The following is a 19,958-nucleotide window of genomic DNA, read 5'->3' as shown; positions in this document are numbered from 1 at the left end:
GAATTTTCCAAAATAAAAAACTCGGTACTTTTACCGAGTCTTTTACTGATTTATTTGCCGTTCTTTTCGTCTTTGTCTTCTAAAAGATCATTTGTTAAACCTTGTGTAGAACGCTTAAATTCTCTAAGTGTATCTCCAAATGCTCTTCCGATTTCAGGTAATTTTTTTGGTCCAAATATAATTAATGCTAAAATTAAAATTAAAATTAAACCTGGAAAGCCTATGTTAGCCATTATTTTCCCCCAACTTCCATCCACTATTAATAAGTAAGTACCAAACTTTCCTTATATAGTAATATTGTCAAAAATTTGTTCATTCGTCAAATATTTTAAGGAATTTTAATAAATTTTAATAACTTATTTGGATTTAGTTTACATAATAATATTATTGAATCATTTTACTATTTTTAACTTAAATTAATTTTTCTTTATACTGTAAATACTCTTCTTTATTACTAGGTACCACTAAAGCACCTCTTTGAATTTTATCCTTATATTCATTAACCTTTAATAATATTGGGTCCTCAACATTATTATCCGCGAGTATTAATTTTATACCATCTTCATTTAAACCATAAATTAATGTTTTACCACCATGAAATTCATTTGATTTTGTTTGTTTAGCTAAATCATATACTGCCTGATCAATTTTTTTCACAAGTGAGAAAAGAGTTACGTTTTCAGGTAAACCGTGTTTATACTCATTACGGTCAGCTCCTATTACCCATATTTCTCTTTGATTTGATCGCTTAATCTTTTTTGCTGTAGTAAATACGCCTTTACTTGTTAAACCCGCTACAGGAAAAATAATATCTACGTCTTTCATAAAAAAGTCGTTTGCTATTCTTGAACCTATTTTAGCGTCATTAAAGGTATTTGAATACGCTGTTAGTACTTCAATTTCTTTATTTACCGATTTTACTCCAGAAATAAACCCATACTTATATCTGTTAATAATTTCATTGTCGTCTCCACCGATAAATCCAATTTTTTTTGTTTTTGTTTTCATTGCTGCTATTACACCTGCTAAAAAACTTCCGTCTTGTTCAGTAAAATTAATACTAATTACATTTGGTTGGTCAACCCTTGAATCAATCACACCAAATTTAGTGCTCTTATTGTTTTCTGCAACCTTATTCATTACAGTAGATAAATTATTACCTATTCCGATAATTAAATCATAATTTGAATCAGCCATTTTAGTAATTTTCTTTTCAAAACTTTTAGTACTACTTGTTGTAATGTATTTATAATTCTTATCTTTTTTTAAATTTTCCTCATTTGCAAATTTAGAAATACCTTTCATTGCAATTGAGTTTAAATAACTGTTATTTTTACCATTTGAATTTGAGACGATCCCGATTTTGAAAGCATTACTAGATTCTTGATTATTGCTGCAAGCCGAAATGACGACTGCAATTATCGAAATTATGATTAATGCAGTCTTTTTTATATACAAATCATTCACCTCATTCGAATACAATTATTTCTAGTATGAATTTTCGATTATTGTTTTATTCGTTGAAAGATGTGGGATTAAGAAATTGAGGGTTTTTGGATCTGAAATTTTTAAAAGCAGGAAGTACATATACTCCTGCTTTTCTACTACTTAAATTTTATTCATTCAAACATACCTTTTACTAATACTTCCTTATCTTGCATCATAATTTTTCCTTTTGAAATAACTGCTTCAATTTCTAGTGAGGATTTATTTAGGAAGACTAAATCTGCATCGAATCCATTTTTGATTTGTCCTTTTTGTAATTTTAATATATTGGCTGGGTTTTTAGTGATTACGCTAATTGCATCTTCAATCTTGATGCCTTCATTTAAAATTGCGTCTTTTACTTCGTTATATAAACTGCTTACTCTTCCAACCTTCATGCCTCTTAATATACCGTTTTCATCAAAATCGGGTAGACTACCTTGTCCATCAGATGTAAACGTGATTTGTTCAATGCTAACACCTGAATTGAGCATTCTTTTCAATCCTACACTACATTTCACTTCACCATTATTCAAAAAGTGTGGGATTGAGCTAGTTGTAAAGTCAACAAACCCTCCTTTTTTAGCAAAGTTAATTCCAGCTTCAAATAAATAGCTATTGCGGTTAATATGTGTAGGGTAAAATTGAGTAATAGGTAATTCGGTTTCTTCGACAATCTCCTCAATCATTGATAACATTTTTTTACTATCTCCTATATGTACATTCACAACTCCGGACTTACCTGAAAGCAAGCCCCCATTTCGAGCTTGTGCAGCTATTCTTGCAAATTCTTCCTTTGTTGGTTGAGATGATCGATGGTCCGAAATTGCAATTTCTCCTACACCGATAATCTTATCAATTAGGATAATGTCTTCTTCAATTTTAGAGAATAACGTTTTGACAGGTGTTTGGTACGAGCCTGTATAGACAAATGAAGTTATTCCCTCTTCTTCCAATGCCCTGCATTTTGCTAGTAGACTAGCCATTGTTCTTGTTGTTCCATCTGTACCAATTACTCCTACTACGGTGGTGATTCCTCCTTTAATACAATCAGACAACAATAATTCTGGTGTTCTTGTTTTAAAGCCACCTTCACCTCCGCCACCAATAAGATGAACATGTGCATCGATGAAGCCAGGCACAATATAGTAGGCAGATGCATCCAATATTTGTATAGGTACCGAAGATGAGGTAATGTCTATTTCTTCATGAACATACTCAATTTTTTCATTTGATATTAAAATATCGTTTTTACCTATTGACTTTGGTGTAAATATTTCACCATTTTTTATGAGTAACATATATACCTCCGATTAGATAATTTTGTTTAATTTGCAGATTTCCATATCTTTTTGTTTTATAAATCATTCTTGCTTTTTAGTAACTGTTTAAAATGATCTATCAAAATATACATACAGCTATAAAATATTGAAAACATTAAATCTCTAGATTTGTTCATAATACTCTCAAGGTTAAAAATGAATCAATTAAAATAGGAGGCATTTTTATGAGTAGAGCAATGAAAGAAGAGTTAGCAAATGCTATTACTCATGGGATTGGTGCAATACTGAGTATCCCAGCACTATATTATTTAATTAGTAAGGCTATGTATAAAGGGACACCTTTGCATTTAATTTCCTTTACAGTCTTTGGTTTGTCAATGTTGCTGCTTTATATTTGCTCAACATTACTTCATAGTGTCAGAGACCCAAAGCTAATTAGGCTTTTTACAATTTTAGATCACTCTGCTATTTATTTATTAATCGCTGGAACTTATACTCCATTTTTACTCGTAACATTAAGAGGAAAGATTGGCTGGTCCTTATTTGCAATTATTTGGAGCTTAGCAGTTTCAGGTGTAATCTTTAAATTTATATATGTTAATAGGTTTGAATTATTTTCAACCATTGTTTATTTAATTATGGGTTGGTTAATGATGTTTGCAATTAAGCCTATTTATGTAGGATTATCTGAAATAGGATTTTTCTACTTATTATTAGGAGGGCTATTTTATTCGATCGGTACAATCTTTTTTCTAGTCAAACGCTGGCCATATAGTCATGCGATATGGCATTTATTTGTATTATTAGGTAGTGCATCTATGTATTTTTGTATATTAAAATTCGTTGTTTAAAAAAGCGCTTCATTTTAAATGAGCGCTTTTAGTTTTATTATTCAATAATCTCTTTAATATAGTTTGTTAATTCTTTGGGATCAGTTATTCCAATTTGTTCAGGATAAACTGGTGGAAATACTTTAAGTGTAACATTTGCTGGTTTAATTCGATTACCATTAGCTTCTAAAATATTATAGGTCCCTTCAATTCTTACAGGAATAACTGGAACCCCTGATTTTGTTGCTAAATGAAGGCTCCCTGATTTAAATTCACCCATTTTACTCCCCTTACTTCTAGTACCTTCTGGAAAAATAACCAATGAATGGCCATTTTTAAGTTTATCAACGCCTTCTTTTATGGCTTTAAGTGATTGTCTTCGATCACTTCTGTCCATAAATACACTATGCATTTGTTCCATCCAGTCTGGTACAATCGGCAGTTTTTTTAATTCGATTTTTGCAATGAATCCAATAGGCTTATTTAAATATCCTAATAATAGTGGAATATCAAAATTACTTTGATGATTACTTACAAATAGGACTCCTTGGTCTCTAGGAATATTTTCGATCCCTTCAACCTTTACTTTACTACCAGTACAACCAATCATCATTTTCCCAAAATAATCAGGAAATTGGTGCATTATACGGTCTTGCTCATGTACAGGTATATCTTTTGGTATTTTTTTTACTGATGATAATTTTAGCTTTGCTTCAATTACACCAACGACAATCCGTGTTGCAGCAAATATTGTGCGAAACATATTAATCCTCCGATAATTGAGTATGTTAATTATTATACAAAATGCCCAACCACTTGAAAAGTATTATCCATCCTGATTATTTATAAAATGAAAATCACAAAAAAAGAATCGGCTGTATTTGCCGATTCCTTAATATAGTGAATCTTTAGTTCGAAACTTTTGCACCACTGAATTCTGCAGCAAGAACTTTTGCTTTTTCAATTGCATTTGCTTTAATTTCTTGTGCTTTATCTGGCATTGCAGCCATACCTTCTACGAATAATGTAGTTACATCAGTAACACCTACAAAGTTTAAGATACTTGTTAAGTATGGGCTAGAGAAGTTAATTCCAGCTGCAGGACCTTCTGAATAAACGCCACCGCTAGCTTGAATGTGTAATGCCTTTTTATTCTCAAGTAAACCAACTGGACCATTTTCAGTATATTTAAATGTTTTGCCAGCAATTGAGATATTATCAATAAAGTTTTTTACAACTGATGGGAAACTAAAGTTCCAGAATGGTGTAACAAATACATACTCATCAGCTTGAGTGAAAATTTCTAAGTTACGATTCATAGCAGCTAAAGTAGCTTGTTGATCAGCACTTAATTCTTCAAAAGCAGTACCGTTTCCTAATTTGCCCCACGCATCAAATACATTTCCATCTAACATAGGAACATTTTCTTTAAATAAATCAAAATGAACAACTTCATTTTCAGGATTTGCTTTTTTGTATTCATTAATAAATGCTTCCCCTACAGATAGACCAAATGAATTTTCAATTGCATTTGGATTTGCAGTAATATAAAGTAATTTTTTCATCTTAAACATCTTCCTCTCAGTTTCGTTTATCTTTAATTCGAGATTTATTTTTAAAAATTAAGGGATAATCAAATCCCTTAACCTCATAATAATATCTCTAATTCAAGATGTCAACAATTTTTTTCATAAACAAAATATCTAAATTTAATTTTTGATTTTTCATCGACTTGTACATCAGATACAGATTTAACATTCCATTCTTCCTTTGAAAAATTTGGGAAGAAAGTGTCGCCTTCAAAGTTATGTTCAATTTCAGTAATATAAAGAGTATCTAAATATGGGAATGTTAAATTAAAAATTTCCGCCCCACCAATAATAAATAAATCTTTATTTTTATTTTCTTCAACATAACTTATAACATCATTAATGACTGTAACGCCTTCTGCATGAAAATCCTTTTGTCTTGTCACAACGATATTTTCACGGTTTGGAAGTGGTCTACCAATCGAATCAAAGGTTTTTCTTCCCATAATAATTGTATACCCAGTAGTTACTTTCTTAAAATAAGCAAGCTCTTGTGGAAGATGCCAAGGCATCTTATTATTTAAGCCGATCACATTGTTTTCTGACATCGCAACTAATGCAGCAATCATACACTTACTACCCCTTTGATTGCAGGATGGCATTCATAATCTTCTAATGTAAAATCCTCATATTTAAATTCAAAAATGTTTTTAATTTCAGCATTTAGCTTCATTTTTGGTAATTTATGTGGCTCTCTAGTTAGTTGTAAATTTATTTGTTCAAGATGATTTGTATAGATATGTGCATCACCAAATGTATGTACAAAATCACCTAATTCTAAATCACATACTTGAGCAATCATCATTGTTAATAGTGCATAAGATGCGATATTAAATGGAACTCCTAGGAAAATGTCAGCTGACAAAATCTTCAACCAAGTTCGTTACACTTGGCCCGTCCTTAAAAAGAACTGCTGCATGTCACCATGCAGATGAGACTATATCACGACCTCTTATAAGGTCCCTTGCATTTCGGGTGCCAATCACTTGCACCCTACTCCATATTTGGATAGTCGTTAGGCATTTATTATTCTTTGTATTTGTAATTATGAAATTTTACAAAGAATAAATTTAGCACGGGATTGTCTTAATTTAAGAGTTTCCCCGTTTAGCAAGGTTTTCGATACAGATTACTCTGTAAAGGCGCTCAGAATTAACGCTGATAAAGCTGACAAGAAAGTTTTCCATCATTCACATAAAATTGGAAAAAACAATGACAAGGTGCTAATGCCATCTTATCAAGTTCTCCAACATTCCAAGCAGAAACAATCAATCTTCTAGAATCTGGGTTTGTTTTTATTTGGTTAATTACATCAGTAATTTGATCAATAGTAGAGCCATCAGCTGCTTTCCATGATCTCCATTGTTCGCCATAAACTGGACCTAAATTACCATTTTCATCTGCCCACTCATTCCAAATACGAACACCATTTTCTTTTAAATATTGAATATTAGTGTCGCCTTTTAAAAACCATAATAATTCATGAATAATTGATTTTAAATGAACTTTCTTTGTTGTTACTAAAGGAAAGCCATCTTGAAGATTAAATCGCATTTGATAACCGAAAGTACTAATTGTTCCTGTTCCAGTGCGGTCTGTTTTTGTCATGCCATTGTCTAATACGTGTTTACATAAATCTAAGTATTGCTTCATATTGACCTCCTAATTATGTATTGTTAATTCATAATGATCTTCTTCATGAATTTCAATATAACCAAAATGAAATTCTGATGATTTTCGAATTAATTGATTAAATCCATATTTTTTAAATCTTTCACTTCTAAAATGATCTTTCAACACTACTCTTTTCTTGGCAACACGCTTAGCTTCGTTGATTACTTCATATGTTAGGTCATCATATGATGCTAAATTTTTCAATGCTGCAATACCCGAAGAGGCTTCGATATTTTTTTCAAACATCGGATCAAAATAAACGATATCAAAAGATTGATCTGGAAGTGTCTTCAAATAAGTTTTATAATCTATATTTTTCACTTCAATTTTGTTAATGATACTCGACCAATCTTTAATGTTCTGTTTATTTGTTTTTAAACCCTTCTTAGTTAGGTAAGCAATAATTTGGTTTTTCTCTAATCCTAAAACTTTACCTTCTTCACCTACAACGTAACTTGCAACAATACTATCTGAAGCCATTCCAAGTGTACAATCAAGTAGAGAATCACCTTTTGTTAATAAACAAGCGTCACAAAATGGATCATGTTCACCCTTCATCAATCTTCTAATTCTAAAAACTGAGGAGTTCGGGTGAAAAAAATATGGAATTGCTTGATCATCCTCAAACCATTCTAATCTATTTTTGCCTAAAACAAGTATAGGTTTTTTAAATTTATCGTAGATTTCTTCAATGCTAAATTCTTTTCGGAGAATTAATTGTCCATTTAAGTCTGAAGCAATTATTTCAGCTTCCTTTTCTAAATAAACATCTGGTCTTAAACAAGTTGTAATTATCATATGTCTCCTTAATTAAGAAAAAAAGAGGAAAAATCCTCTTTTTACATTTGTGCGAATATCGATTGAATTCTTGCTTTAATATCTTCAGGAGTTGAACCTTCGATTTGTTCACGAGGAATAAATCCAACTACCTCTTTACCTTTAAATACTGCCATTGAAGGTGAAGATGGTGGGAAGTCAGCTAAATATTCTCTTAAAGTTGCAGTAGCTTCCTTATCTTGTCCAGCAAATACTGTCATAACATTTGCAGGTTTTTTCTCTGATTCATTAACAGCTTGAACTGCAGAAGGTCTAGCAAGTCCAGCAGCACAACCACAAACTGAATTGATTACAAAAAAAGCAGTATCATTTAATTCATTCATAAATGACTCGACTTGTTCCCCAGTAGTTAATTCTGTAAAACCATTTGAAGTTAATTCCTCTCTCATTGGCTTTACGATCCCTTTCATGTACTCATCATATGCATTCATTAGTTTGTTTCTCCTTTATCATTTTCTAATTTATTACGCTCAGTCATTTGTTTCCAAACTGAACCAAGTGCTTCCTCACCATTCTCAATTCGATGCAAAGCAAGCTGAACTTGTAATTTCACTTCGAATTCTGGGTCTTCTAATGCAGCTTTTAATGCCGGAATTGCACTTTCATCACCTAGTTCAAAAAGAAACATTGCTGCACGCCATCTAACTAATTTGCTAGGATCTTTTAATGCTTCAATCATAGCTGGCATGGCTTCTTCAAATCCTAAGTCTGATAGACAATCTCCAGCAATTCGTCTTACACCGACTGCCTTATCCTTTAAAGCCTCATATAAATAAGGTAACACTAATTCTGATTTTAACATACCTAAATAAGCTGTAGCTAATCTTCTTATTGAAACATGTTCATCTTTTAATGCGATCTCAAGTAAAGGTAAATCTTCAATTGTAGGATCTATTTTTACAAATCTCGCATACCTTTTTTTCCAATCTTTTTCTTCAAAAATATCTGCAGTAAATGGTTCAAATTTAGGAACTTCTTTTTTCTCAGCATTAGATGCATCATTCGTCATCACTTCGTTCACGATATTCTTTATATCGTTTTCAGTGTGAGTAGCCGTTAATTCATCAATAATTTCTTTCTCAATTGTTGCTAATTCACCATAACGAATTCCATAATCAATCCACTGTCTTTCAAATACAACATTTGATGCAGAGGTTGTTAGTTTCATAATTGCTTCTTTATAGAATGGAGGTAAAGCTGCTCTTTGTTCTTCACCATTTACAATTAATTTCAACTGCATTGGTATATTATGATACATTTGAACAAATACTTGTACCTCGCCAAAATGATTATCAATTATCGTTTCATTTGTAGCTTCATCATTTACTTCTTCACCAAATACATTTCTGACTTGAAGCAAAATGGTTTGCCAATTTGCATTTGACTTACGATCAATGGCAATGAAATCAGCTACATGATAGACACTTTTGATTCCTTCTATTCCTAATATTTCTTGAATTATTTTTGGTGCCTTGTCAATATTATCAATAGAATAATGATTTCTACTACCTGATGGCAATTCCTCATCTAATAACACTTTCATTGTATTAGGACTCGGTGTTGGTTCGATTGACTTAATTTTCATCTTAATCTCCTCTTCTGGTTATTTAGTCCATTCTATCAAAAAGAGGAAAAACTCACTATTGTAACGCCTTAACAAATTCTTCAAAGTCATTTGTACTAGATTCGACTGCGTTGTGAGTTAACTCTTCAGATCGACGAGTAAAAAGGTGAAATTTCTCAACTATTATTTCCGTCACATAAATAGGTTTTTCAGATTCCTTTACATAACTTGAAGTTTTTATAACACCTTCAATAGATACTTCCATCCCTTTTTTTGCTTTTTTAGTAGCATATTCAGCAATAGGGCCCCATAATTTTACTGAAACATAATTCGTTCTAGTTTTTTTCAGATAATCTGAATAAACATTCGTAGCAATATTAATAAAAGTTGTTTTCCTTCCATTCGGTGTAGTTTGTAAAATGGGCTCTTTCGTTAATCTTCCTACTAATACAACATTGTTTATCATTATTACCATCTCCTTTATTTTTTTCTACAATACAAAATTATTGTAAGTTCGTAAAAAAAGGAAAATAGTATTTTAAGCAAACTTTTATTTTAAAAAATTCATTATGAGTTAAAAAAACTTGATTAGTAAAATGACATCATAATCCAAAACTCAAAATTAATAATCTACTTTAAACTTTCAACTAAATCACTTAAAACTGACCAACGCTCCATTTTCTGTTCTAATTGAGCTTCTTTCTCCTCAATTTCTTTAGAAAGTTTATAAGCTTCATCAAAATTAGAGCCTACACCTTGTAATTTTTCATTTAGTTGCTCAATCTCATTCTCCAGTTTTTCGATATCTGATTCAATATGATCCCATTCTTTTTGTTCCTGATAAGTTAAACGCTTTTTCTTTTGTTCTTTTTGATAAACTGGTTTTTCAATTATCTCTTTTACAACTTCGACTTCACGTTTTTCGATAGATTGTCGTTCTAAATAATCCGTATAGCTTTCTAATGTAGATGAAACTTTTCCTTCGCCTTCGAAAATTAATAATTTATTTGTAACTTTATCTAAGAAATAGCGATCATGTGATACAGTAACTACTACTCCACTAAAATTCTCAATATAGTCTTCTAAAACCGTTAAAGTATCAATATCTAAATCGTTTGTCGGCTCATCAAGTAATAATAAATTTGGAGCAGTCATTAAGAGTCTTAATAAATATAATCTTCTTTTCTCGCCACCTGAAAGTTTTCCCAAGTGTACCCCGTGCGATTGAGTAGGAAATAAGAATGTTTCAAGCATTTGTGAAGCTGAAATTGTTTTTCCATCTGGTGTATGAATGACTTCTGCTTCTTCCTTAATATAATCAATCATTCTCATAGTTGGATTCACATTTTCTTGTATTTGAGTATAGTATGCTACTTTAACTGTTTGTCCAATTTCAATTTCACCAGAATCAACTTGTTCTTCTCCAACAAGCATTTTCAATAAAGTTGTCTTACCCGCACCGTTTTCACCAATTATGCCAATTCGATCAGTTTGTAGTAAAAGTAAATTAAAATTATCTAATATCTTTTTCTCGCTATAAGACTTATTAACATTTATAAACTCAACAACTTTTTTACCTAAACGAGTTTGTTGAAAGTTCATCTCTAATTCCGCTTTTTCTTGATTGTTGAGTTTACCCGAAAGGTCATCAAATCGTTGAATACGAGCTTTTTGCTTAGTCGTTCTAGCTTTTGCCCCTCTACGCATCCAAGCTAATTCTCTTCTAAATAAATTGTTTCTTTTTTCATTAGTAGCTGCCTCTTGCTCTTCTCGAGCAGCTCTTTGTTCAATATAATACTGATAGTTTCCTTCATAACGATAGATATTACTATTTGATAGTTCCAATAATGCTGTAGTAACTTCATCTAAAAAATAACGATCATGTGTTACAAATAATACTGCGTTTTGCAGTCTTTTTATGTATTCTTGTAAAAATACGATACATTCATAGTCCAAATGGTTCGTAGGCTCATCTAAAATTAATAAATCACTTGGATGTATTAATGCTTTTGCTAAGGCTACTCGTTTCTTCTGACCACCTGAAAGTAATGAAACATCTAAATTTAAATTTGATAAACCTAATTTCGATAAAATTGTCTTTGCATTTGCTTCTAAATCCCAACCATTTAATGAATCCATTTCAGCTTGTAATTTAAGTAATTCATTTTGTAATCCTTGATTAGATGGATCTTCTCCAAGTGCTTGTAAAGTTTTTTCATATGATTTTACTAAAACCATTACTTTATCATCACTTTCAAATACTGCTTCAAGAATCGTTTGCTTTTTATCAAAGTCTTCATGTTGAGGCAAATAACTTATAACATAATCCTTTGGAGTCGTAATTTTTCCATCATCAGCTGACTCGACACCAGCAATAATTTTTAATAAACTTGATTTACCAGTTCCATTTATACCTAATAATCCAATTTTCTGTCCTTCGCTTACGGTAAATGAAATTTTATCGAATAAAGTTTTTTCCCCATAAGTTTTAATTAAATTCTCTACACTTAAAATCTTCATATTTTAAAATTCCACTCTTTCATAAATTCATCGATGAATTTTTCTACAAATAGATGTCTTTCTTCTGCCAATGCTAATGCTGTATTTGTATTCATTAAGTCTTTTAGTTTTAATATTTTTTCATAGAAGTGATGTAACGAAGAACTTTTATCACTTCTATATTCTTCGATCGTCATGTTTTCTCTTATTTTAAACTCTGGGTTAAACATACTACGACCTTTTTTACCTCCGTATGCAAACGTTCTTGCAACACCAATTGCTCCAATTGCATCCAAGCGATCAGCATCTTGTACAATTTTACCTTCTAAAGAGGTTGGAATAACCCCATTCCCTCCTTTATAGGAGATATTTTCAATTATGTACATGATTGCGTTTACGTCTTTATTACTATTTAATAATTCATTTAAAACTGATTCTAATTGAGTTTTCTGAGCTTCAAGATCATCATGTAATTTATCATCTATTACATCGTGTACTAATGCAGCACATTCTACGATGAATTGATTTGCATTTTCTTTTTGAGCAATATGTACAGCTAAGTTTCTAACCCGGTCAATATGATACCAGTCATGTCCAGAACTATCACCTTGATGAAGATTTCGAACATAATTTTCTAATTGTAATATGATTTCCTGCTGATTCATACTCGTACCTCCATAAATCGACTAGTGATATTATATCATTTTTCTATCACCGTAAAACATTAATAGGTTTATGTGGGAATTAAATTTACGAAAAAACCTTCACTAAGGGTGAAGGTTTCATGCTGTTAAATACAGAATTTGTCATTTAATTAGTTGGATTCATCATTGATAAGTAAGTTGTGTCATATTGATTTCCACTACAGGGTGCTCGCTTTCCATGGGGCGAGACCTGAGCCTCCTCGGCGCCGCCTGCGGGGTCTCAGCCTTCCCGCTTCTCCCATAGGAGTCGAGCCCCCTTTCGTTCCAATCAAACTCTTTATAAAAATAATAATCTTAAAAAACAATAGACTATTCAATTGAACGAATGAATTACCCTTTAATAATTGTAACTTATGATGACGACTTACAAATCTTTACAAATATTGATTGTCAAAAAAGAAGATATTTTAATTTTTGCAAGTTAGTTAAAACATTTAGATATCAACCAAAATCACTTGTTTATCATTAAGATGTCAGATAAAACAATAATAAATAGACTACTTATTCATAGTAATTCATTTAATGTTTGTATTTTTCAATATTGACTAAAATATATTTCTACACTCTGAAACCTTTACTTAAGGTGAAGGTTTCAATAGTAGATAAATTCTACAAATTATGATTTTATATTTAAATATATTGAGTAGTATATTTGTTCTTATATCCATTAGGGTTAGTTTTATGCCATTTCCAAGCATCTTTAATAATCAGATCAATGTCTTCATGCTGTACTGTCCATCCTAAAACTTTTTTAGCTTTCTCTGAAGAAGCAACTAAAATACTTGGATCTCCTTCTCTTCTAGAACTGAATTTATATGGTATTGGGTGCTTTGTTATTCGACGAACTGCTTCAACAATTTGTAATACTGAATACCCTTTATTATTTCCAAGGTTAAAAATATCACTTTTTCCACCATTAAAAAGGTAGTTAAGTGCTAATAAATGAGCATACACCAAATCTTCAACATGAATATAGTCTCTAATACACGTCCCGTCTGGTGTGTTATAATCATCACCAAAAATAGTAATCTCTTTTCTTTGATTTAAAGCAACTTGTAAAATCAATGGAATTAAATGAGTCTCTGGAAAATGATCTTCTCCAATTTCGGCTGAACTTTTTGCTCCAGCTACATTAAAATATCTTAGTGAAACATAATTTATACCATATGCTAAACTACTCCATTTCATCATCTTTTCCATCATTAATTTTGTTTCACCATATGTGTTCGCTGGATCTGTACTGAAGTCTTCTGAGATAGGTACTATTTTAGGTTCACCATATACAGCAGCTGAAGATGAAAATACGATATATTTAACATTAAACTCATTCATCACTTCTAATAGAACATGTGTGCCAAATACATTATTGCTAAAATACTCCAACGGTTTTTCCATTGATTCACCAACTAGACTATTTGCTGCAAAATGTAACACACCATCAATCTTTTCATTTGAGAATACTGCCCTTAAAAAGTCCTTATCTCGAATATCTCCATTATAAAAAATGGCTTGTGAATGAATCGCTCCTATGTTTCCTGTCTGCAAATTATCAACAATTATTACATTTACGCCATTTTCAATCAGCATGTATACTGCATGCGAGCCTATATAACCAGCTCCGCCAAGTACTAAAATATTCATTTTGATCACATTCTTTCGTTTTCAAGTTGTTTTTTAGTTATATTTTTAAAAACAAGCAATTTTTGACCAAAATAATTTAAAATCGTATATAACCCAGAACTAAATAAAACAGCTAAGTCATTTTTAAAATTTAGAGATATAAAATCCTGTAAATTTAAAATGTAATCAATTATTTTATCACCAAGATTAAACGCTATAAAATAACAGGATAAAATGACAATGATAAACATTGGAATACTTTTTTTAACAGAGCCTTGGCTTTTAAATGTAAAATTCCGATTTAATATATAACTTATACATGCTCCTATTGAATTTCCAATAAATGTTGAAATCCAATAAGAAAAACCAAATAAATGAAGTAGTAAATAAATGAATGATAAACCTACAGCTGTATTTGCAAATCCTACTGCAATAAAACGGATAAATGTCTTATTCATCTTTGACTATTATTTATTAGTTCAGAATCAATCATTGTATATAAATCTGTTTCAATAGCATATCTAGGCCGATTTTTAACTTCGTGATAAATCTTTCCAATATACTCACCGATCATTCCAATCCCTATTAATTGAACTCCACCTACAAACCAAATTGAAACCATTAATGATGGCCATCCACTAACCGTATTTCCTAATAAATGTTGAACTATTGCATAGCCACCTGCTATCAAACTAAATATGATGGATAAAAACCCCAACAGTGATACAAATCTAATCGGAGCTATACTAAATGATGTGATCCCGTCGAAAGCAAAAGATAGCATCTTTTTTAGTGGATACTTTGATTCTCCTGCAAACCTTTCTTTTCGGTCGTAATAGACTTTAGTTGAAGGAAAACCTACAAGAGGTACTAGTCCCCTTAAGAATAAATTTGTTTCTTTATATTTGAATAATTCATCTAATGCCCGTTTACTCATTAATCGGAAATCAGCATGATTAGGAACTAGATTTATCCCTATTTTCCCCATAAATCGATAGAATCCAAGTGCTGTTGAACGCTTAAAAAAAGTATCTGTTTCTCTACTGTCTCGAACGCCGTAGACAATATCAAAACCCTCTAAATATTTTTCTACAAATTTACGTATTACATTAATGTCATCTTGTAAATCCGCATCGATTGAAACTACACAATCGGATAGCTTGTTTGCAATTTCAAGCCCAGCAATCAGTGCGTTTTGATGCCCTACATTTTTAGCAAGCTTTAAACCTTTAACAAATAGATTATCTTTACTTTCATTTTCTATTAATTCCCATGTTCGATCCTTACTTCCATCATCTACAAATAGTATTTTGCTATCATCTGAAATAAGTGAATCATAAATTAATTCTTCAATTAAGTAAGTGAGTTGATAGGCTGTTTCTTCAAAAACTTCCTGTTCATTGTAACAGGGTACAACAATCGTTAATAAAGGTATCATGTATAATCACGTCCTTTTCAAGTGGTTATTTTACTTCATATAGATAGATGCGCCATGCTGAATTATAATCATTAAAAATCTTCTTCAATCTAAGACCATTACTATTAGCATTTTCAATCGGGACAGCTGCAAAAATATATTCCCCACCCAACTTTTTAAATTCATTAATATTTAGTTGTAAATGATGGATTTTTACGTTCGAGTCTTTTTTAAATTCATAATTTTTACCAAGTTCAGCTACAAATAGATAGCATCTTCCACCCCAATGGTCGAAGTAATTTTCAAGTAATGGGCTTTTTTCAAGTTCAGGTGCAATTATTTTTCTAAATTGGTGCTTATACTTTAACGAATAAAAATTATTATAGGTATCGAGTGTGTAAAAACCATTATACTGAGCAATCGCAGGGTGAATGCCTATACTTGCAACCCGATAACTATTTTTAGGTTTTCCAATATATTTTGAGATTTCATTAAATTGATTTACAGCATAAAATTGTTTAAAAGATGGTTTCCCCCATACTCGATATACAATCTCGTCATTAGCACAAAACATTACGATTACTTGAACTACTAAACAAATTTTCACAAACTTTTGCCAACCTTTTCCCTTTAACCAAAGAAGATAGGCTCCAACAGCAAACATTAAATAGATTATTAAAGGTCTTAAAAAATGAAATCTAGCGAAATTAAACGTATTTAAAAGCTGAAATTGTTCTTTTACTGACTTCCATCCTTTATAAAACCAAAAGGCGTACCAAACGGATAATAAAAAATTAAGAATAAATAAGTATAGAAACCTTTTTTCAATACTTCCTCTTTTTTTATTTCTTAAAGTCCAGAATACAATAAAAGATAAAGGGACAATGACTAGCGTGTGAAGTGTTAGAACATGGGTATGTCCTAAAAAATAATTCTTAATCACTAATCGAATCGTATGCCAAAAACCCAATGTAGAACTTAAAAACTCATTTCTACTCGTTGGTTCAGATGGAATGACTAGTGAGAATACAAGGCGATATTCTATTGCTAAATACATTAAAGTCATTAATAAAATACTTAAAAAGAACACTAGATTGATTTTCTTTTTTACAAATACATCTCTTAACCATAGCAATCCCATAAATACTAAAAAGAAAAAGAATCCTAATACAAAACTAGAATAGAAGGGTAATAAAATAAGAGTAATCCAGTCTTTCCAGGAATACTTTCCAATTCTTATATTTAGAAACGCCCAAAGTGCTAGTGGCATTCCTAATGTACTTATCATTCCAGATGGCCAAAATGGTGTTAGTGCAAATGCAAGTGATACATATACTCTAATAAGGTAATTTTCCTTTGATGTTATAAAATGCTTTTTTAACAAGATATACATCCCAAGAAACGCGAAAACCCTAGTTATTGTCTGTCCTATAGAATAAGCTAGCATAAGCGGAAAGAGATTATTTAGCCACTGTATACCACTAAATTCCGTTCCATAAGCATTTCTTGGCAATCCATTAATAATCTGCGGGATTGTGGAATTTAATTTACCAAATAATTGCCCTGAATTTCTAAGTGTTTTATACCATGCAATATTTGAATCTAAATTATCATGTACTCTTATATGAGCATTTTCTCCTAATATGAAAAGTGGAGAAACATAAATGATCATTAAAATTGTTGCAATCATTAAATGTTTTTTTTCCTGACTTAATTTTTTAAATAATTTCATATTTATTACACCACTTTGTTTATATATAGTTTTTAGATTACTGACTTTATATTTCCCTCCCTATTTCTTTGTGTTTTATCCTTCCTCTCTATCTCACTTCTATAATTAATGATAAATATTTCGTTTAATAGACGTTTAATTATATGTTCAATTAATATTAAAATTCTTTTCTGAAAATCAGATGAAAATTACACTAAAATTTCATTTAAATTTTCCCTATTCTTTTAAATTAGTAAAAAATATTAATTTTATAATGTGCATAAAAATTTGATTAGGTTAATTTCTTTAATAGTATAAAAAGTTTTTAGAAGTAATTAAATCATGTACTAGAGGTGTAATCATGTTGATTTTTGTGGATGACGAACAAAAAAAGTTTCATCTAACAAACGGAAGAATTAGTTATGTATTTTATGTCATGAAAAATGGTCATCTTGGGTCTTTGTATTTTGGAAAAGCGATTGACATACATTCAAATTTTACTCATATCCAAAATGACAATTCTTCTACAACATATACTTCTTATTATTATGCTGATCGATCGATTAGTCTTGAAACGATCAGACAGGAATATCCAGTATATGGCACTTCAGACTATCGTGAACCGGCAATAAGTATTCGTCAGTTAAACGGCAGCCATATAACTAACTTTATTTATAAATATTATTCAATTACAAAAGGGAAACCAGCTTTATGCGGTTTACCTGCCACTTATACAGAGAATGAAGAGGATGCTGAAACGATTCAGATTGTGCTAGAGGACCCAACACTTAAAGCTGAATTAGTCTTATGCTATACAATTTTTAAAGATTTATCTGTTATTACTAGAAGTGCTTATATTTGTAACCAAGGTTCGGAACCTTTTTATTTAGAACGTTTTATGAGTGCATCCATTGATTTTCCTGATTTTGATTTCATTATGATTCAACTAAGTGGCGCTTGGTCTAGGGAGAGACATTTAAATGAACGTCAATTAGTGATGGGTACACAAGGCATATCTAGTTTACGTGGTTCAAGTTCACATCAACATAACCCATTTCTTGCCTTTAGAAGAAAAGAAACTACAGAAAATCATGGTGAAGTATTTGGTTTTAATTTAGTTTATAGCTCAAATTTCATTGCTCAAGCTGAAGTTGATCATTACGATATGACTCGAATTACGATAGGAATACATCCGTTTCGTTTTACCTGGAAACTATCTGAAAACGAACACTTTCAATCCCCTGAAGTAGTGATGGTGTATTCTGGTCAAGGAATGAACGGAATGAGTCAAGCTTATCACGATTTATATCGAAACAACCTAATTCGTGGAAAGTGGAAAAATAATGAACGACCTATATTAATAAACAATTGGGAAGCCACTTATTTCAATTTTAATGAAGAATCCTTACTTCAAATCGCAAGAGAAGCAAAGCAGCTTGGGATTGAATTATTTGTATTAGATGATGGATGGTTTGGTAAAAGAAATAATGCTACTAGTTCTCTAGGAGATTGGTATTCAAATACTGAAAAATTCCCTAAAGGAATAAATAGTTTTGCAAATAAAATTAAAGAGTTAGGTTTAAAATTTGGTCTTTGGTTTGAGCCCGAAATGGTTAGTCAAAATAGTAATTTATTTAAAAATCATCCTGATTGGATTATTCGTACACCTAATCGACAAGTTTCTTTAGGAAGGCATCAACTAGTATTAGATTTCTCGAGAAAGGAAGTTGTCGATCACATTTATAAAAAAATGGCAGATGTTATAAAAAATACACAATTAGACTATATAAAATGGGATATGAATCGAAATATTACTGAGGCTTATTCTAAGAAGTTAGCTAATGATCAGCAAGATGAATTTTTTCATCGGTATATTTTAGGTGTGTATGAATTATATGAACGACTAGTAAGTGATTTTCCAAATGTGTTATTTGAATCATGTGCTGGCGGTGGTGGTCGATTTGATCCTGGTTTATTGTTTTATGCACCCCAAGCATGGGCTAGTGATAATACAGATCCAATTGAACGATTAAAAATTCAATACGGTACCTCACTACCATACCCAATTTCTAGCATCGGATCACATGTATCAGCATCACCAAATCATCAAACATTTCGTTATACCCCATTATCAATTAGAGCCAATGTCGCATTCTTTGGAACATTTGGTTATGAATTAAATCCTTTGATACTTACTGAAAAAGAAAAATCAGAAATTAAATCGCAAATACAATTTTACAAACAGCACCGATCATTAATTATAAAAGGAGATTTTTATCGGTTACTTGATCCTTTTAAGGAAAACGAAGTAGCTTGGATGGTAGTAAGTAAAAGCAAAAATGAAGCCATTATAGGTTGGTACAAGATATTAGCAAGCCCAAATCCAATGAAGTACCAGACTTTAAAACTGAAAGGTTTAAATCCAAATAGGAAATATTTACTAAACAATACGAATCTCACTTTTTATGGAAACGAATTAATGGAAAATGGAGTCCCCTTACCACTCGAATATAATGGTGCGAATAAAAAAATTGCAAAACGAGCAGGTGATTTCCAATCTTGCATCTTTCATCTTGTTTGTTCTGATTAAATGAACGAAACCCGTCCTTAATGTCCAATGAAAAAGTTCAAAAAAATTGAATTATTGACCTATCAAAACGCTTGTCTTTTCGTTTAGCAAAACTTGCAGATGTGCGATAAACACAAGCGTTTTTATATGGTCTATAACCATTCAACATTAAAGAA

Annotated in this window: 18 protein-coding genes and 2 pseudogenes; 2 read left to right on the top strand and 18 right to left on the bottom strand. The window is 31.1% G+C overall.

All coding sequences use genetic code 11. The annotated features are described in order from the left end of the window. Nucleotides 1–50: 50 nt before the first annotated feature. From EP747_RS05110 to iadA, 3 genes are all read right to left on the bottom strand, one after another. Nucleotides 51–236, bottom strand: coding sequence for a twin-arginine translocase TatA/TatE family subunit (locus tag EP747_RS05110; protein WP_025672166.1), 186 nt, complete (start codon nt 234–236; stop codon nt 51–53). 175 nt (nt 237–411) lie between these two features. Continuing rightward, a complete protein-coding gene (locus EP747_RS05105) occupies nt 412–1,458 on the bottom strand; it encodes a BMP family lipoprotein (protein ID WP_129688795.1) in 1,047 nt (348 codons plus the stop codon). A 161-nt stretch (nt 1,459–1,619) separates the two neighbouring features. Beyond that, nucleotides 1,620–2,786: a beta-aspartyl-peptidase gene (gene iadA / locus EP747_RS05100; RefSeq protein WP_129688794.1), complete on the bottom strand. Its 1,167-nt coding sequence runs from the start codon at nt 2,784–2,786 to the stop codon at nt 1,620–1,622. Nucleotides 2,787–2,992: 206 nt separating this feature from the next. Here iadA and trhA point away from each other — a divergent pair, with 206 nt between their 5' ends. After that, a complete protein-coding gene (gene trhA, locus EP747_RS05095; protein WP_129688793.1) occupies nt 2,993–3,619 on the top strand; it encodes a PAQR family membrane homeostasis protein TrhA in 627 nt (208 codons plus the stop codon). 37 nt (nt 3,620–3,656) lie between these two features. On the opposite strand, the gene EP747_RS05090 is transcribed toward trhA, so the two are convergent. The 15 genes and pseudogenes from EP747_RS05090 to EP747_RS05020 all read right to left on the bottom strand — a co-directional run bounded on the left by EP747_RS05090 (nt 3,657) and on the right by EP747_RS05020 (nt 17,234). Continuing rightward, nucleotides 3,657–4,361, bottom strand: coding sequence for a lysophospholipid acyltransferase family protein (locus tag EP747_RS05090; RefSeq protein WP_129688792.1), 705 nt, complete (start codon nt 4,359–4,361; stop codon nt 3,657–3,659). Nucleotides 4,362–4,506: 145 nt separating this feature from the next. Beyond that, a complete protein-coding gene (locus tag EP747_RS05085) occupies nt 4,507–5,163 on the bottom strand; it encodes an FMN-dependent NADH-azoreductase (RefSeq protein WP_129688791.1) in 657 nt (218 codons plus the stop codon). 110 nt (nt 5,164–5,273) lie between these two features. After that, entirely contained in the window at nt 5,274–5,756 is a 483-nt protein-coding gene (locus EP747_RS05080) for a dihydrofolate reductase (RefSeq protein ID WP_129688790.1), read from the bottom strand. Next, nucleotides 5,753–6,049 (bottom strand): annotated as a pseudogene (thyA, locus tag EP747_RS05075) (thymidylate synthase); the annotation flags it as partial. The gene EP747_RS05080 and the pseudogene thyA (EP747_RS05075), both read right to left, overlap by 4 nt. A gap of 293 nt (nt 6,050–6,342) precedes the next feature. Next, nucleotides 6,343–6,840: pseudogene (gene thyA / locus EP747_RS05070) on the bottom strand (thymidylate synthase); the annotation flags it as partial. 9 nt (nt 6,841–6,849) lie between these two features. Next, entirely contained in the window at nt 6,850–7,659 is an 810-nt protein-coding gene (locus EP747_RS05065) for a class I SAM-dependent methyltransferase (protein WP_129688789.1), read from the bottom strand. A 41-nt stretch (nt 7,660–7,700) separates the two neighbouring features. Continuing rightward, nucleotides 7,701–8,129 (bottom strand): BrxA/BrxB family bacilliredoxin, encoded by a 429-nt coding sequence (locus EP747_RS05060; RefSeq protein ID WP_129688788.1) that lies wholly within the window; start codon nt 8,127–8,129, stop codon nt 7,701–7,703. Then, nucleotides 8,129–9,283: a conserved virulence factor C family protein gene (locus EP747_RS05055; RefSeq protein WP_129688787.1), complete on the bottom strand. Its 1,155-nt coding sequence runs from the start codon at nt 9,281–9,283 to the stop codon at nt 8,129–8,131. The genes EP747_RS05060 and EP747_RS05055 overlap by 1 nt, the downstream gene beginning before the upstream one ends. 55 nt (nt 9,284–9,338) lie before the next feature. Further along, nucleotides 9,339–9,728: a single-stranded DNA-binding protein gene (locus EP747_RS05050; RefSeq protein WP_165346850.1), complete on the bottom strand. Its 390-nt coding sequence runs from the start codon at nt 9,726–9,728 to the stop codon at nt 9,339–9,341. A 164-nt stretch (nt 9,729–9,892) separates the two neighbouring features. Beyond that, entirely contained in the window at nt 9,893–11,782 is a 1,890-nt protein-coding gene (locus EP747_RS05045; protein WP_129688785.1) for an ABC-F family ATP-binding cassette domain-containing protein, read from the bottom strand. Continuing rightward, on the bottom strand, nt 11,779–12,426 hold the full coding sequence (locus tag EP747_RS05040; protein WP_129688784.1) for an HD domain-containing protein: 648 nt from the start codon (nt 12,424–12,426) through the stop codon (nt 11,779–11,781). Before EP747_RS05040 ends, EP747_RS05045 begins: the two co-directional genes overlap by 4 nt. A 669-nt stretch (nt 12,427–13,095) precedes the next feature. Then, nucleotides 13,096–14,106, bottom strand: coding sequence for a UDP-glucose 4-epimerase GalE (gene galE, locus EP747_RS05035; protein ID WP_129688783.1), 1,011 nt, complete (start codon nt 14,104–14,106; stop codon nt 13,096–13,098). A gap of 5 nt (nt 14,107–14,111) precedes the next feature. Continuing rightward, nucleotides 14,112–14,543 (bottom strand): GtrA family protein, encoded by a 432-nt coding sequence (locus EP747_RS05030; protein ID WP_129688782.1) that lies wholly within the window; start codon nt 14,541–14,543, stop codon nt 14,112–14,114. Beyond that, nucleotides 14,540–15,523, bottom strand: coding sequence for a glycosyltransferase family 2 protein (locus EP747_RS05025; protein ID WP_129688781.1), 984 nt, complete (start codon nt 15,521–15,523; stop codon nt 14,540–14,542). The genes EP747_RS05030 and EP747_RS05025 overlap by 4 nt, the downstream gene beginning before the upstream one ends. A gap of 25 nt (nt 15,524–15,548) precedes the next feature. Then, the gene (locus tag EP747_RS05020; RefSeq protein ID WP_129688780.1) at nt 15,549–17,234 is read right to left on the bottom strand and encodes a DUF6044 family protein; all 1,686 of its coding nucleotides are present in this window, start codon (nt 17,232–17,234) and stop codon (nt 15,549–15,551) included. Nucleotides 17,235–17,574: 340 nt separating this feature from the next. Between EP747_RS05020 and EP747_RS05015 the strand changes: the two genes are divergently transcribed. Continuing rightward, a complete protein-coding gene (locus EP747_RS05015; RefSeq protein WP_129688779.1) occupies nt 17,575–19,803 on the top strand; it encodes an alpha-galactosidase in 2,229 nt (742 codons plus the stop codon). The last annotated feature ends 155 nt before the right edge of the window (nt 19,804–19,958 follow it).

Source organism: Gottfriedia acidiceleris (assembly GCF_004138285.1).
Lineage (GTDB): Bacteria > Bacillota > Bacilli > Bacillales > Bacillaceae_G > Gottfriedia > Gottfriedia acidiceleris_A.
Note: the sequence above shows the minus strand (reverse complement) of the source record. Positions and strands in the feature narration are given on the sequence as shown.

Excerpts from the sequence above, each read along its gene's own strand:
- iadA (WP_129688794.1), bottom strand. The coding sequence starts at position 2,786 with ATGTTACTCATAAAAAATGGTGAAATATTTACACCAAAGTCAATAGGT.
- trhA (WP_129688793.1), top strand. The coding sequence starts at position 2,993 with ATGAGTAGAGCAATGAAAGAAGAGTTAGCAAATGCTATTACTCATGGG.
- EP747_RS05090 (WP_129688792.1), bottom strand. The coding sequence starts at position 4,361 with ATGTTTCGCACAATATTTGCTGCAACACGGATTGTCGTTGGTGTAATT.
- EP747_RS05085 (WP_129688791.1), bottom strand. The coding sequence starts at position 5,163 with ATGAAAAAATTACTTTATATTACTGCAAATCCAAATGCAATTGAAAAT.
- EP747_RS05080 (WP_129688790.1), bottom strand. The coding sequence starts at position 5,756 with ATGATTGCTGCATTAGTTGCGATGTCAGAAAACAATGTGATCGGCTTA.
- EP747_RS05065 (WP_129688789.1), bottom strand. The coding sequence starts at position 7,659 with ATGATAATTACAACTTGTTTAAGACCAGATGTTTATTTAGAAAAGGAA.
- EP747_RS05060 (WP_129688788.1), bottom strand. The coding sequence starts at position 8,129 with ATGAATGCATATGATGAGTACATGAAAGGGATCGTAAAGCCAATGAGA.
- EP747_RS05055 (WP_129688787.1), bottom strand. The coding sequence starts at position 9,283 with ATGAAAATTAAGTCAATCGAACCAACACCGAGTCCTAATACAATGAAA.
- EP747_RS05050 (WP_165346850.1), bottom strand. The coding sequence starts at position 9,728 with ATGATAAACAATGTTGTATTAGTAGGAAGATTAACGAAAGAGCCCATT.
- EP747_RS05045 (WP_129688785.1), bottom strand. The coding sequence starts at position 11,782 with ATGAAGATTTTAAGTGTAGAGAATTTAATTAAAACTTATGGGGAAAAA.
- EP747_RS05040 (WP_129688784.1), bottom strand. The coding sequence starts at position 12,426 with ATGAATCAGCAGGAAATCATATTACAATTAGAAAATTATGTTCGAAAT.
- galE (WP_129688783.1), bottom strand. The coding sequence starts at position 14,106 with ATGAATATTTTAGTACTTGGCGGAGCTGGTTATATAGGCTCGCATGCA.
- EP747_RS05030 (WP_129688782.1), bottom strand. The coding sequence starts at position 14,543 with ATGAATAAGACATTTATCCGTTTTATTGCAGTAGGATTTGCAAATACA.
- EP747_RS05025 (WP_129688781.1), bottom strand. The coding sequence starts at position 15,523 with ATGATACCTTTATTAACGATTGTTGTACCCTGTTACAATGAACAGGAA.
- EP747_RS05020 (WP_129688780.1), bottom strand. The coding sequence starts at position 17,234 with ATGAAATTATTTAAAAAATTAAGTCAGGAAAAAAAACATTTAATGATT.
- EP747_RS05015 (WP_129688779.1), top strand. The coding sequence starts at position 17,575 with ATGTTGATTTTTGTGGATGACGAACAAAAAAAGTTTCATCTAACAAAC.